The organism is Ureibacillus chungkukjangi (genome assembly GCF_044795995.1).
In the GTDB taxonomy this organism is placed as follows: Bacteria; Bacillota; Bacilli; order Bacillales_A; family Planococcaceae; genus Ureibacillus; species Ureibacillus chungkukjangi.
Genome location: NZ_CP085009.1, coordinates 2,741,370 through 2,755,628, shown reverse-complemented (window position 1 = coordinate 2,755,628; position 14,259 = coordinate 2,741,370). Strand labels below are relative to the sequence as shown.

The window sequence follows — 14,259 nt, the reverse complement described above, 5'->3', positions numbered from 1 at the left end:
CGAATAAGGATTAACACACTTCTTTATACATAAAAGAGGACGACCAATATTGGTCGTCCTCTTTAAGTACAAACAAGAGATTAACGAGAGTAGAACTCAACGATTAATTGTTCTTGAATTTCAGCTGATAATTCAGAACGCTCTGGAAGACGTACAAAAGTACCTTCTTTTTTGTCTGCATCAAATGATAAGTAATCTGGTACGAAGTTGTTTACTTCGATAGCTTCTGTTACTACAGCAAGGTTTAAAGATTTTTCACGTAGAGAAATCACTTGACCTGGTTTAACGCTGTAAGAAGGGATGTCAACGCGTTTACCATCAACTAATACGTGACCGTGGTTAACTAGTTGACGAGCTCCACGACGAGTACGAGCTAATCCTAAACGGTAAACTAAGTTGTCAAGGCGAGTTTCAAGAAGGATCATGAAGTTTTCACCAGCAACACCTTTTAGTTTAGAAGCTTTGTTGAATACGTTTTTGAATTGACGCTCAGTCATACCGAACATATGACGAAGTTTTTGTTTTTCTTGTAATTGTAAACCATATTCAGATAACTTTTTGCGTTGGTTTGGACCGTGTTGACCTGGAGCATAAGGGCGTTTTTCTAATTCTTTACCTGTGCCGCTTAATGAAATTCCAAGGCGACGTGACACTTTCCATGATGGACCTGTATAACGAGACATAATTTTGTCTCCTCCTTTAAGTTTGGTTTTTTGTACTGATTGTTCATCAGCCTTTAGTAAAACAAAAACCAGTTGTACCCGACACTTGCTGGATTTTATATTCATGTACCTTCGCCCTTGCAGCCGTTAGGGTTACACAATACACCATCTTAAATAACAAAATGTTAATAATTAAGAGGAATAAAATACAAACATAGCTTATACAACTGCTGCGTTTATTTTACACGAGGTTTATTGTATAATTTTTTAGTATATGAGTCAAGAAATAATATTGCGAAGTATGTCGTACAAAGTAGTTATTTAGTTTACAACAATTGTTAAAAATATGAAATAGGTATGTTATAATGAGAAAAAACATTGAATACAAAATCCTACTCGTTTAGAAATATATAGGTAATTTGGCATAAGATGTAAACATTTTACAATAAGTTACATAAATAATTGATTTTTGTTACTTGAGAAAAGGTGATTTTTATGAGAGAACATCGAGAGATTTTAACGAATATTAAATCCGATTTGTTAAGTTTATGTATCGACTCAATGAATCAAAGAAACGGCTACGATGAATATATGTCATTGATACAAAATAGCTTAAAGCAATATTTTGATATCGATAAATGTTGTTTTCTTTTATATGAATGTGAATCATTAAAACCATTTAACATAAAGTCTTCTATCGATATAGACTTAAATTCAATCACTTGGAGCGACTTTACTACACATTTTTCCCAAAAGAAATTGATTGATTTACCCGAATGCCTTTCACATATAAAAGAATTTAACTTATTCTCAAAAATGCTCCTGTTAAAAACGGGTCAATTCGGTGAGTATTGTATTTTATTACTTCAAGAAACTCCTAAGTGGACAGCCTTTACCAAAAGTGAGTTTTTTGAAAATTTTGTAGATACTGCAGCGGACATGTTAAAAGTATTGTGCAAAAACATCGAAATTCTACAAAATGAAAAGCAATACCGTAAATTATACAATATGACAGATTTATTTCATTCCACTATGGATATCGATTTAATTTTAGAAAATGTATTAATAACTATACAGGATAATTTCCCTAACTTTAATGTAGAACTTATATTATCCAATGACCATGACCGTCAAACAAAGGTTCATATAAAGCCGTTTGACTACCTTTCAGAAAGACCCTCAGCGATAGAGGCCTTTGTATCAGGTAAAATAATTGTTGAACAAGCTGTTGAAATGAATCGTTGCTTATTAAACGCGCCCATGAAAGGAAGACAGGCAATCTACGGAATTCTTCAAGTGAGTGCTCCTATTTTTTATGTCTTTTCTAAAACTGAGGAAGATTTCATCCGAATGCTTGCACATGCATCAGGGAATGCACTGGAAAATGCTAAGCTTTACCATCAGTCGCATCGCCTAATTAGCGACCTGCAGCTTATTAATGAAACTTCTCATCGATTAAATATGAAGTTAGACAGCAAAGAAATGTTTATGTTTTTACATAAGCAACTTATGAAATCCTTTCAACCAATGGAAGTTTGTTTTGTTTTGAAAAGCGACTCTGAGTTAAAGCTAACAGAAGCATCAACAGAACTTTTTGATACGGAAGAGGGGTCTATTTATATTAACCATGCTGCAAATCACTTTAAAAACAGTCAAGAGCCGTTGTTTATTGCAGACTGTAGCCGTTTAATAGGAAAAGAGCTTAATTATAATTCCATGATGGCCATCCCTATGATAGTAGAACAGCGTATTAATGGATTTAGTATTGTTTTGCATAGGGATTCCTACTTTTTCTCATTTGACAGCTTTAAATTGATGCAATCCCTAATCCATCATTCCTCACTAGCGATTGCGAACTCTATATTACGCAATAAATTACAGGAAATGGTTGATCATGATCATCTAACAAAGCTGCATACTCGTAGTTACCTGGATAGATTTGTGGAGAGCTCCTTGGAAAGTGATAGCTCCGGCATGTTCTTATTAATAGATATTGATAATTTTAAGCATGTAAATGACACATACGGACATCAGGTTGGTGATGAGGTGCTTGTTCAAATTGCAGACCAGCTTAAGAAAGTAATTGGAACACGAGGTATCTGTGCTAGATGGGGTGGGGAAGAGTTAGCCGTCTATGTACCAAATATTTTGGTTGCGGAAGTGGAGAAGTTAGCAAGTCAAATCGTAGAATCTGTACCAGTGGCCACAAATCCAACGGTAACTGTTTCTGCTGGGTTGATCACATGGAATACAAAGCAGCGTCCAGAATTCCAGTCAATCTTTTTGCATGCAGATACGGCTCTCTATAATGCCAAATCTACAGGTAAAAACAAATTTTCCATCTTTAATGAATCAATGCTATTTCTATCTTAAAAAAACTTACTACAGCCAAAGAAGCAAGTGTGTTTTGCTTTTTTGGAGTAGTAAGTTTATTTTTTGCGGTCGAAAGACCAAATAAGTATGAGTAGAGTGGGGAGAATTGCCACCCATACGATCTAATTACATTTAAATGAATTTAAGTAAAGTTTGGACAAATAATTCTAAGCCTTGCTGATCCTCTAAAGTAAATCGAGCTTTATTTGGACTATCAATATCTAATACCCCAATTACTTCGTCATTTTTTACTAAGGGAATAACGATTTCAGAATTTGATGCAGCATCGCAGGCGATATGACCAGGGAATGCATGAACATCATCTATTAGCATTGTTTTGCGTTCTGCTACTGCCGTTCCACAAACTCCACGACCAATAGCAATTCGAACACAGGCAGGTAAGCCTTGGAATGGGCCCAACACAAGTTCTCCCTCATCCATTAAGTAAAAGCCTACCCAGTTGATATTATCTAGAAATTGATTTAAAAGGGCTGAAGCATTACTTAAATTGGCGATTACATTTGTTTCTCCATCAAGTAAAGCATCTAATTGCTTTGATAATGTTTCATATTGTTTTAAAACGGAACCTTCATAATTTATTTGTGAATACATATTATTACCTCCAAAATTAGTTATCCTGTTTCAACAATTAGTTCAGGCAATCACATAGACTGCCTAAGCTGATTATTATTAATTTTACTTCATAATTAGTTCATAGTGTTGATGTAAGTCTTTTACGCTATGAGCATCCGAGCCAAAAATCATTGGTAAAGAGATTGAACGGGCATATTCTATCATATGCATTGGCGGATAGGGTTCTTTGCAAAAAGGCTTACTTAAGCCAGCACTGTTTACATCCAGTATATAACCTTTTTCCTGCATTATCTTTAATACTTCAATGATTCGGTGATCATCATCGATTTTCTCGCCATGTGCAAGCTGGAATTTATGCACAAGTGAAGGGTGACCTATTCTACGTGGCTTGTATCGACCTAAATTAGCATCAATGGATTTTAATACTGTATCATAATACAGGTTATAAAGAGCCTCCATTCCACCTACCTGCTGAGCGAACTCAAGATAGACCTCCTCTGAGAAATCAATACAAGTATATGTATCATTATGCTTTAAAAAATGAACAGAGAGAATGGCATCATCAAGTACTGGCCCAACAATGTCTAATAATGCCCGTACTTCTGTTTCATAGCCAACAATATAGTCAATCTCTAATCCAACATTAATCTTTATTTGATCTTTATATTGTTTCTTAAGCTGCTTCAAAGTATCGAGATAATCAGTTAAATACTTTGGAGCCATCCCACTATCCTTATTCGGTGTAGGATCGACAAAGTTTGTTGGCAATGGTGCATGCTCGGTAAATGTAATCTCAGTAAAATTTTCTTCAATCGCTTTTTCAATATATTTTTCAAATGGATCCTTAGTACCGTGTGGACAAAAAGGTGAATGGATATGACCGTCTTTTTTCATAAACTGAACCTCCATTTTCATTTATAAAGTCAACGCTTCCACAATTTCTGGAAGCATAGGAAAAAAATATTTATAATCAATCTTATAATTATATGCTAACTTAATAGAATAATAGTTTAAAATTGCCGATTTTTGTTGGTAGAAAGACGCATATTGTTTAAAATTAAACCAGGAAATTTAAAATTTACATACCTATTATCAACTTATTACAATTTACTTTAGCAAAAAGCTGTATTTTTTTAAACAAATGAAAAAAAACATGGTATATTATAGTTAGAAAATAGTAGCAGGTAAGTGATTTGGGAATAGGGGGCTTATGATGCAGTATATCATCATTGTCGTCATCGTACTATTAGCATTATTTATCGTTGGACTAGTCATCCGTCGTAAACATAATGTTGTTATACAGCGACTTGAACAAGAAAAGATGCAAATTCAGCATTATCCTATATTTGAGGAGCTAACAAAAGTAAAGTCTTTAAATATGAATGGACAAACAGAGGAAATGTTTGAACATTGGCGTAATATTTGGACGGAAGTAATAGATGTCCACGTTATCAAAATAGATTCTATGCTTTTTGATGCGGAAGAATACATCGATCGATTCAAATTTAAAAAAGCGTCCAATGTAGAACAAGCGATAGAAGAATATATCGCAAAATGTGAAAAAAGTAAAAATCAAATTATTAGCGAGTTGGATGAGCTAATAGGCAGCGAAGAAAAAAATCGTATTGAAATCGAGCAAATAAAAGAGCATTATCGTTCTGCAAGAAAAACTTTACTTGCTCACCAATATTCTTTTGGTCCAGCACTATCGGCATTAGAAAAAAGAGTAGAACAATTTGTTCCGAAATTTGAAGAATTTGATGAGTTAACAGTAGACGGGAATTATTTACAGGCTCGAGAAATCGTTTTAGCTTTGAATAGTGAATCTCAAACAATTTATCATTTATTATCTGAAGTCCCGACGTTGCTATCAGAAATTCAAACAAAAATACCTGCTGCTATACATGAGTTGCGAAATGGTCAACGTGAAATGGAGGAGCAATCTTATTACTTAAATCATTTGGAGTTAACCAAGTACTTAGATAATCTTGAAGAAGAGCTTGAAACTCTCAAATCGAAATTGGCCGAATTAGATGTAGAGTCCGTTGCTCCGAGACTTAATGAAATAATTGATGAGATTGAGAACTATTACGACCTTTTAGAAAAAGAAGTTATTGCAAGAAGCTATGTCGATAAAAATTGCGATGATACATTTGAAACGTTAACTGAAGTTGTTAAAGTAACGAAAGAAATTAGTAACGAGGCAGTATACGTACAAAGTAGCTATCATCTACCTGAAAACGAAGCGGAAATTCCAAAAGCAGGACTAAAACAGCTAGAATTGATTCAAAAACGTTTTGAACTTCTTGTTACACGAGTAAGAGATGAAAAATCTGCTTATTCAAGCTTGCAGGAGGAGCTAGTCGAAATTAGCGAACAAATCGATCGTATAAAGGATGAACAGGAGCAGTTTTCTAGTCGTCTGAAAAATTTACGAATCGATGAAAACAAAGCTCGTGCAAAGCTGGATTCTTTAAAGCGAATTTTACAAGAAACTGATCGCCAGCTAAACAAGGCCAATATCCCTGGAATTCCAGAAGAAATGGATGCTCGCATTGAAGAGGCTGAAGAACAAATTTACATCGTTATTCAAAGCTTACAGGATATACCGCTCAATATGAATCGTGTACAAAGTAACATAGAAAATGCTGAAAAATGTATTCAAGAAGTAAGTAAGCATGCTCATGAAATGATTGAAAATGTCATGTTAATCGAAAGAATCATTCAATATGGTAACAGATATCGTGGGACGAACCCAAAAGTGAATGATCTCTTACTTGAATCTGAACATGCATTCCATCAATATCGTTACATAAAAGCGTTAGAGGATGCAGCTGCTGCCGTTGAAATGGCAGAACCAGGTGCTATTAAGCGGATAGAAGAGCTTGTTCAGGATGAACTTTACGAAAAATCTCAATATTAGTCATTACTTGACATAAGCGTTATAATTAATAAAAGAAGCCACCGCACTTAATTTGTGTTGGTGGCTTTCTCTACGAATTCAAAGGATAAATAGAATGGTTTTTTAATTTCTAAATGTAAGAAAAGAAGGTAGGATATCCAATGATCTATTTAGATAACAGTGCGACGACAAAACCACATAAAGAGGTTTTAAATACATTTGTACAGGTAAATGAGTCCTTCTATGCTAACCCGGCATCCATTCATGGAGCTGGTGTGGAAGCCAATGCATTATTGGACCGTGCAAGAGGTCAAATAGCGGATCTTCTTAAAACAGAGGACCAGTTTGTATTGTTTACAGCTGGAGGAACAGAATCCAATAACCTTGCGATATTCGGAGTTCCAAAGGCAAATACTCATAAAGGTAAACATATTATCACTACAGAGATTGAACATCCATCTATCTTAGAGGCAGTGAAATCTCTAGAGCAAGAAGGCTATAAGGTTGATTTTTTGAAGGTGGATGTAAATGGTGTCATTTCGTTACAAGAGCTTCAAGCCAAGATTCGAAAGGAAACGGTCCTTGTTAGTATAATGCATGTGAACAATGAAATGGGTGCCATTCAGCCAATTGAAGAGGCGGCGAAAATTATCCACGAAAATAGCCGTGCTGCCTTCCATGTAGATGCTGTACAAAGCTTTGGCAAGCTACCGATTTACTTTAATGGTGAAGCAGGTCCCGATATCATTTCCATTTCTGGACATAAAATTCATGGTTTAAAGGGTTCGGGAATTATTGCCTTTCGTAAAAAAATGAATATTATCCCACTTCTTTTAGGTGGTGGACAGGAACAGGGCCTACGTAGTGGTACTGTTGCAGTACCGCAAGCGGTATCTCTTGCAAAAGCAGCTCGCATGGCTGTTGAAACGATGGAGCAAGCCACATTAAAATATCGAAAATGGCATAATGATTTGTTAGAATTTTTAGCTGGCTTCGGTGAAAATATTCATTTACTATCTACAAATACAGGAGCTGCACATATTTTATCGTTTAGTGTAATGGATTTAAAGGGTGAAATATTGATCAATGCACTCCAAAAAAGAGGAATTATCGTTTCTACATCAAGTGCTTGTTCATCAAAGCAAAAGAAAACAAGTCATGTTGTAGAAGCTTTAGAGCTACATTCCAATTATAAAAAAGGTGTCATTCGCTTAAGCTTCGGTGCTTTAAATACAGAAGAGGACATTCTTGAGTTTAAAAAGGCCTTCACAGATGTGATGAAAGAGTTAAAAGGAGATATAAATCGATGATCTGGAAAGAAATATTAATAAGATATGGTGAATTATCAACAAAAGGGCGCAACAAAAAGGATTTTATCAATCGTCTACGTGCAAATATTCGCCATGCATTCTCGGATATTGCCCCATTAGAAATTGTTACTGAACGTGATCGTATGCATATTAAGATTGAAAATGAAGAGCAATATGAAGTTCTTATGAAGAAATTACCGACTGTTTTTGGTATTCAATCCTTTAGTCCAGTAGCTGTATGTACAAAAGAATTAGATGAAATGAAAAGCTTGGCTTTAATTATAATGGAACAATTTAAAGAGCAAGAGCTTACATTTAAAGTAGAAGTTCGTCGTTCAGATAAGTCCTTCCCATTAGAATCACACGAAATTCAACGTGAAATTGGTGGACATGTATTAAGAAATAATCCAAATATCTCAGTACAAGTTAGAAAGCCGGATGTAGAGCTTCGTATTGAAGTAAGACAGGATGCAATCTACATGATGGCACAAGTTATACAGGGTGCTGGTGGAATGCCAGTCGGATCGAACGGTAAATCACTTCTAATGCTTTCTGGCGGAATCGATAGTCCTGTTGCTGGATATTTATTAATGAAGCGTGGAGTTCGTCTAGAAGCGATTCATTTCTTTAGTCCACCATATACAAGTGATAACTCATTAGAAAAAGTAAAAGTGCTAGCAAATGAATTAACTAAATTTGGTGCAAATATCAGATTACACGTCATTCCATTTACTGAGATCCAAGTATTAATCAAAGATCGCGTGCCAGCAAATACGATTATGACAACTACTCGTAGAATGATGATGCGTATCGCTGACCAATTGCGAGAAGAAATCGGAGCATTAGGAATAGTGACTGGTGAAAGCTTAGGTCAGGTAGCTAGTCAAACATTAGAAAGCTTAACAGCCATCAATGACGTTACAAACACACCAATCCTACGTCCATTAATCGCATTTGATAAACTTGAAATTATCGATATTGCTGAGCAAATTGGAACTTACGAAACATCGATTCAACCTTTTGAGGATTGCTGTACAATCTTTACACCAGCAAATCCAAAAACAAAGCCGAAAGTTGAAAAAGTAACGTATTATGAAAGCTTTACTGAATTTGACGAATTGATTGACCGTGCAGTACGTAACCGCGAAGTATATAAGTTCCCAGAAGCCAATAAGATGCAAGATAAATTTGAGGGATTATTATAATAGTTAAAGCTGTTTGACAGGAAAAACTTACCTTTAAAAGTTTTGTGTATTAAAAAACGATTTTCGCACAATCTAAATGCACAAGGAGGTGAGATAAATGTCAAACAACAGCGGTAGCCGTAACAAGTTAACTGTACCTGGTGCAGAACAGGCTTTAGATCAAATGAAATACGAAATCGCGCAAGAGTTTGGTGTTCAACTCGGACCTGAAGCGTCTTCTCGTGCAAACGGATCAGTTGGAGGAGAAATCACTAAACGTCTTGTACAAATGGCTGAATCACAATTACGTGGTTCACAACAATAATTAAAAATTAAAGCGGAGCTAGTAGCGTAAAAGCTACTAGCTCTTTTAATGTGTAACAAAGCTTGGCGAAAGATACTTTTTAGATATGGAGCAGTTATAGTTCGGTTGGAAGTGAGGGAGGATAAGTAAGTATGTGCATGCGGTTGCGGTTATGCGATCGTGGTTGGGTTGGAGTTGGTTGGAGTTGGTTTGAGAAGGTTTGCTAGAAGTGGATTGCTGCGGAAAGAGTCTGGATTGGTGGATGAAGAGTGTTTAGAAGGTCGATGTAAATAGGGAAAGCGGATTGAAATACATAGAGAAGTTATTGTTTGTGGTGAATGCGTTTTATCAAGGGAATGAAACGTGAAAGGAAGTTGATGTTAGTGGGGAATGAGTTTCATGAACATCTTTAAGACATTACGGAGCAATCCTGCAAATGAAAGGTAGCAAACGAGTAAACATTGCGACGAATCCGACTAATCATCCGAACAAAAGGTAGCAAAGGAGCAAGTATTACGACGATCTAGATCAATCGAACAAACAAAAGGTAGTAAACAAGCAAGTATTATGACGATCTAGAGCAATCGCGCAAACGAAATGTAGCAAACCAACAAGTATTAAGACATTACGGAGCAATCCTGCAAATGAAAGGTAGCAAACGAGTAAATATTGCGACGAATCCGACTAATCATCCAAACAAAAGGTAGCAAAGGAGCAAGTATTGCGACGATCTAGATTAATCGCGCAAACGAAAGGTAGCAAACGAGCAAGTATTACGACGATCTAGATCGATAACCCAAACGAAAGGTAGCAAACGAGCAAGTATTACGACGATCTAGATCAATCCTGCAAATGAAAGGTAGCAAAAGAGCAAACATTACGACGATTGAGATCAATCACCCAAACGAAAGGTAGCAAACGAGCAAGTATTACGACGATCTAGATCAATTGCGCAAACGAAAGGTAACAAACGAGTAAACATTGAGACGAATCTGACTAATAACCCAAACGAAAGGTAGCAAACCAGCAAGTATTACGACAATCTAGAGAAATCGCGCAAACAAAAGGTAGCAAACGAGCAAGTATTACGACGATCTAGATTAATGGCGCAAACAAAAGGTAGCAAACGAGCAAGTATTACGACGATCTAGATTAATCGCGCAAACGAAAGGTAGCAAACGAGCAAGTATTACGACGATCTAGATCAATAACCCAAACGAAAGGTAGCAAACGAGCAAACATTACGACGATCGAGATCAATCACCCAAACAAAAGGTAGCAATACTACAAGTATTACGACGATTCCACCCACCCCAATCCCACCACCCACCCCACTTTTTTCGAAATATACGAAAAAACTTTGTAACAATTGAAATATTTACGTTAAAAAAAATAGAACTTGTCTACACTAGTGAGCTAATTAAAAAAATGATATTTATTGTGTATTAAAACTCGAATTCTGCACAATCTAAACTCACAAGGAGGTGAGGTAAATGTCAAACAACAACAGCGGTAGCCGTAACAAGTTAACTGTACCTGGTGCAGAACAAGCTTTAGATCAAATGAAATACGAAATCGCGCAAGAGTTTGGTGTTCAACTCGGACCTGAAGCGTCTTCTCGTGCAAACGGATCAGTTGGAGGAGAAATTACTAAACGTCTTGTACAAATGGCTGAATCACAATTACGTGGTTCACAACAATAATTAAAAATGAGGGCTAGTAGCTTAAAACGCTACTAGCTTTTATTTTGCTCAAAAAATTAATATTTACTTGTACTCGGAGGTCCCATTTCTTCCCCAAAAAATCCTACAATAAAATAAGGACCAATTCTCCTTCCTAACAATGCTATTGCCAAACTGAAATCTAATCCACACCCCTTGCATTTACGACCACTCATTAAAAATTATCACAGCCATCACCCAAATAATCTCATTTATTCTTAGCACTTACTATTGTTTCCTACATATCAAATTCTCATTTAGTACAGTTATTTCTCTTTTTCGAGGAATATTTTGATATATTAGTCGAATATTATTATAATTAGCATAATGTATCATTTTTGGGATGCATAAAAGGGGGATGAATATGAGAAGAGATGATTTACTTGCTCCTAAGAATTACAATATTGTAGATGAGATTGAGAAGTATGCAGCATCAAGCTCAAAAATTGCATTATTGATTCATCATGAAAGCGGACAAATCGAGAAAATTTCATATGAAAAATTGATTAAAAAGGCTAATAAGGTGGCCAATTTATTTAAAAGCAGCGGTTTGAAAAAAGGGGACGTAATTCTAATCATGGTACCTCGCTCTGAGGAAGCATATGTTACATATGTAGGGGCCTTAAAAGCAGGTTTAACGATAATTCCAAGCTCTGAAATGCTACGAGCTAAAGATATCGATTACCGAATTACACATTCAGATGCAAAAGCTATTGTTGCTTTTGAAAATGAAATCAGTCAATTTGACGATGCACAGCATCTAGATGGACTAAAGCTTTTTGTTTATGGGCAGTCCAAGAATGCTTGGGTGTCTATTGGAGAAAAATTAGAAAATGAATCGGATGTTTTTGAAGGGGTTCAAACACAAGATTCCGATATTGCATTTTTATCATATACAAGTGGAACAACAGGCAATCCAAAAGGAGTTGTCCATTCTCATGGTTGGGGATATGCCCATTTGAGAACAACGGCAGCACAGTGGCTTGGCGTTCAAGAGGATGATTTAGTATGGGCAACGGCAGCACCTGGCTGGCAAAAATGGATTTGGAGTCCGTTTTTGGCTACCTTAGGGAGTGGGGCAACGGCATTTATCCATATGGGAAAATTTGAACCACAAGCCTACCTTCAAATGCTTGAGAATTATCAAGTAAATGTTTTATGCTGTACACCTACTGAATATCGTCTAATGGCCAAAGTAGACAAGCTTGAACAATATAATTTATCAAGTCTGAGAAGTGCTGTTTCTGCTGGAGAGCCATTAAATAGTGAAGTGATCAACAAATTTTTGAATGTTTTCTCACTGCAAGTACGTGATGGCTATGGGCAAACTGAAAATACTTTACTCGTTGGGACACTTTTAGGCATGACACCAAAGCCGGGCTCAATGGGGAAACCTACTCCAGGTAACCTTGTAGAAATCATTGATGACTTAGGGGAGCCAACCGAGGCTGGTGAAGTAGGGGATATTGCAGTACATTCATCCACACCAGCATTGTTTAAAGGTTACTTAAAGGATAGTGAAAGAACAAATAAGCAATATCGTGGTGAATGGTTCTTAACAGGAGACCGTGCTTATAAAGACGAGGAAGGCTACTTCTGGTTTGAAGGTCGTGGGGACGATATTATTATCTCTTCCGGTTATACTATTGGCCCATTTGAAGTAGAGGATGCACTTGTTAAGCATCCAGCTGTAAAGGAATGTGCGGTTGTTGCCAGTCCAGACGAAATTCGCGGTAATATAGTAAAGGCTTATATCGTTTTACGTGACTCCGAGCAAAAGAATAGCCCAACGATAGTGAAGGAATTACAGGAGCATGTAAAAGAGATAACGGCACCATACAAATACCCACGTGCTATTGAATTTATCGATGAATTACCAAAAACCTCATCTGGTAAAATTAGACGTGTCGAACTCCGTCAGAAGGAATTCAAAAAAGAAATCACCAACTAATTAATAATTATAGGCAGGTTTTATTTCCTAGGGAATAATGTCGAATTCTTAAGGGGATTTTAAAGTCATAGCTATTGGCTTTAAAATCTCTTTTTTTGATACTGACTAATGGTGATTACCTTAGTTTTCTAATTAGCAGGAAAAATGTTATATTAATAAATGGATTAATTTTCTAAATAAAATAGAAGATTTTTGAAACAAATAAACAGTTAATACGTATGTATGGATGGAGGAGGAATAATGAGATGAATACAAAAAGATGGATTGCCTTGGGGGCAGCAGCAGTGTTGGTTGTTTTTTCAATTGGATTGAATACAGTGATGTCTATATTCAAAACGGACTTCTTTTCCAACTTTGAAAGCTTAACTGCAACAGAAGAAACTATGATTGAAACAGTATTAGAGCCAGGTAGTATGGGAGAAAGAATCGCCTTATTATCTGTTGACGGAACGATTCAGGATGTTGGTTCAGGTACAGCCTTTACAGCGGTAGAATATGATCATCAAAACTTCCTGGGGCAATTAGAGACGATTTTATATGATCAATCTGTACAAGCAGTCGTATTATATGTAAATTCACCGGGTGGTGGAGTTATCGAATCAGCTGAAATTTATGAAAAGCTACTTGAAATTAAAGAACAAAGAAATATTCCAATTTATGTGTCGATGGGCTCTTATGCTGCATCAGGCGGCTATTATATTTCAGCACCAGCAGATAAAATCTTTGCACATAAAGAAACAATTACAGGTTCAATCGGGGTAATTATGCAAAGCTATAACTTCTCTGAGCTTGCAAGTAATTTAGGGATTGAATTCGAAACAATTAAATCGGGCGAGCACAAAGATATGTTTGGTGGAACACGTCCAACGACAGAAGTAGAAAAAGCGATGGTACAAGAAATGATTAACGAATCCTATGAGGAATTTGTTGATGTGATCGAGCAAGGTAGGGGCATGTCTGAGGCTGATGTGAAAAAGGTAGCAGATGGTCGTATAATGGGTGGATCACAAGCACTTAAAGCAGGCTTTGTTGATGAAATCGGTGGACTTGAGGATACAATTGCTTCAGTAAGAGCGGACTTCGGTTTAGAGAATGCTGAACTATTTGAATACGAAACAAGCTTAGGTAGTTTAACATCTATGTTCGGTATGAAAATCGGTTCTTTCTTTGGACCATCTCCTGAGCAGCAATTCTTAACAAAGCTTATGTCTTCAAATAGTGGACCACGTATGATGTATTTATATGGTGAATATTAAGG

The 14,259-nt window shown here is 36.3% G+C and carries 11 protein-coding genes; 8 read left to right on the top strand and 3 right to left on the bottom strand.

Going from position 1 to position 14,259, the window contains the following annotated elements; translation table 11 throughout:
* Nucleotides 1–80: 80 nt before the first annotated feature.
* Nucleotides 81–683: a 30S ribosomal protein S4 gene (gene rpsD / locus LG296_RS13600; protein ID WP_107935534.1), complete on the bottom strand. Its 603-nt coding sequence runs from the start codon at nt 681–683 to the stop codon at nt 81–83.
* Nucleotides 684–1,157: 474 nt separating this feature from the next.
* On the opposite strand from rpsD, the gene LG296_RS13595 reads away from it, so the two are divergent.
* Entirely contained in the window at nt 1,158–3,035 is a 1,878-nt protein-coding gene (locus LG296_RS13595; RefSeq protein ID WP_107935536.1) for a sensor domain-containing diguanylate cyclase, read from the top strand.
* 132 nt (nt 3,036–3,167) lie between these two features.
* On the opposite strand, the gene LG296_RS13590 is transcribed toward LG296_RS13595, so the two are convergent.
* Both LG296_RS13590 and hisJ read right to left on the bottom strand, forming a co-directional pair.
* Entirely contained in the window at nt 3,168–3,647 is a 480-nt protein-coding gene (locus LG296_RS13590; protein ID WP_107935538.1) for a GAF domain-containing protein, read from the bottom strand.
* An 84-nt stretch (nt 3,648–3,731) separates the two neighbouring features.
* Nucleotides 3,732–4,523: a histidinol-phosphatase HisJ gene (hisJ, locus tag LG296_RS13585; protein ID WP_107935540.1), complete on the bottom strand. Its 792-nt coding sequence runs from the start codon at nt 4,521–4,523 to the stop codon at nt 3,732–3,734.
* A gap of 319 nt (nt 4,524–4,842) precedes the next feature.
* Between hisJ and ezrA the strand changes: the two genes are divergently transcribed.
* From ezrA to sppA, 7 genes are all read left to right on the top strand, one after another.
* Nucleotides 4,843–6,552: a septation ring formation regulator EzrA gene (ezrA, locus tag LG296_RS13580; protein ID WP_181417921.1), complete on the top strand. Its 1,710-nt coding sequence runs from the start codon at nt 4,843–4,845 to the stop codon at nt 6,550–6,552.
* A gap of 140 nt (nt 6,553–6,692) precedes the next feature.
* A complete protein-coding gene (locus LG296_RS13575; RefSeq protein ID WP_107935544.1) occupies nt 6,693–7,841 on the top strand; it encodes a cysteine desulfurase family protein in 1,149 nt (382 codons plus the stop codon).
* Nucleotides 7,838–9,046 (top strand): tRNA uracil 4-sulfurtransferase ThiI, encoded by a 1,209-nt coding sequence (gene thiI / locus LG296_RS13570; protein ID WP_107935546.1) that lies wholly within the window; start codon nt 7,838–7,840, stop codon nt 9,044–9,046. The genes LG296_RS13575 and thiI overlap by 4 nt, the downstream gene beginning before the upstream one ends.
* Nucleotides 9,047–9,143: 97 nt before the next feature.
* Nucleotides 9,144–9,350 (top strand): alpha/beta-type small acid-soluble spore protein, encoded by a 207-nt coding sequence (locus LG296_RS13565; protein ID WP_107935549.1) that lies wholly within the window; start codon nt 9,144–9,146, stop codon nt 9,348–9,350.
* 1,472 nt (nt 9,351–10,822) lie between these two features.
* Entirely contained in the window at nt 10,823–11,032 is a 210-nt protein-coding gene (locus LG296_RS13560) for an alpha/beta-type small acid-soluble spore protein (RefSeq protein ID WP_107934301.1), read from the top strand.
* Between the two features lie 382 nt (nt 11,033–11,414).
* The gene (mbcS, locus tag LG296_RS13555) at nt 11,415–13,001 is read left to right on the top strand and encodes an acyl-CoA synthetase MbcS (protein WP_107934299.1); all 1,587 of its coding nucleotides are present in this window, start codon (nt 11,415–11,417) and stop codon (nt 12,999–13,001) included.
* 245 nt (nt 13,002–13,246) lie between these two features.
* A complete protein-coding gene (gene sppA, locus LG296_RS13550; protein WP_107934297.1) occupies nt 13,247–14,257 on the top strand; it encodes a signal peptide peptidase SppA in 1,011 nt (336 codons plus the stop codon).
* Nucleotides 14,258–14,259: the final 2 nt, after the last annotated feature.

Excerpts from the sequence above, each read along its gene's own strand:
- rpsD (WP_107935534.1), bottom strand. The coding sequence starts at position 683 with ATGTCTCGTTATACAGGTCCATCATGGAAAGTGTCACGTCGCCTTGGA.
- LG296_RS13595 (WP_107935536.1), top strand. The coding sequence starts at position 1,158 with ATGAGAGAACATCGAGAGATTTTAACGAATATTAAATCCGATTTGTTA.
- LG296_RS13590 (WP_107935538.1), bottom strand. The coding sequence starts at position 3,647 with ATGTATTCACAAATAAATTATGAAGGTTCCGTTTTAAAACAATATGAA.
- hisJ (WP_107935540.1), bottom strand. The coding sequence starts at position 4,523 with ATGAAAAAAGACGGTCATATCCATTCACCTTTTTGTCCACACGGTACT.
- ezrA (WP_181417921.1), top strand. The coding sequence starts at position 4,843 with ATGCAGTATATCATCATTGTCGTCATCGTACTATTAGCATTATTTATC.
- LG296_RS13575 (WP_107935544.1), top strand. The coding sequence starts at position 6,693 with ATGATCTATTTAGATAACAGTGCGACGACAAAACCACATAAAGAGGTT.
- thiI (WP_107935546.1), top strand. The coding sequence starts at position 7,838 with ATGATCTGGAAAGAAATATTAATAAGATATGGTGAATTATCAACAAAA.
- LG296_RS13565 (WP_107935549.1), top strand. The coding sequence starts at position 9,144 with ATGTCAAACAACAGCGGTAGCCGTAACAAGTTAACTGTACCTGGTGCA.
- LG296_RS13560 (WP_107934301.1), top strand. The coding sequence starts at position 10,823 with ATGTCAAACAACAACAGCGGTAGCCGTAACAAGTTAACTGTACCTGGT.
- mbcS (WP_107934299.1), top strand. The coding sequence starts at position 11,415 with ATGAGAAGAGATGATTTACTTGCTCCTAAGAATTACAATATTGTAGAT.
- sppA (WP_107934297.1), top strand. The coding sequence starts at position 13,247 with ATGAATACAAAAAGATGGATTGCCTTGGGGGCAGCAGCAGTGTTGGTT.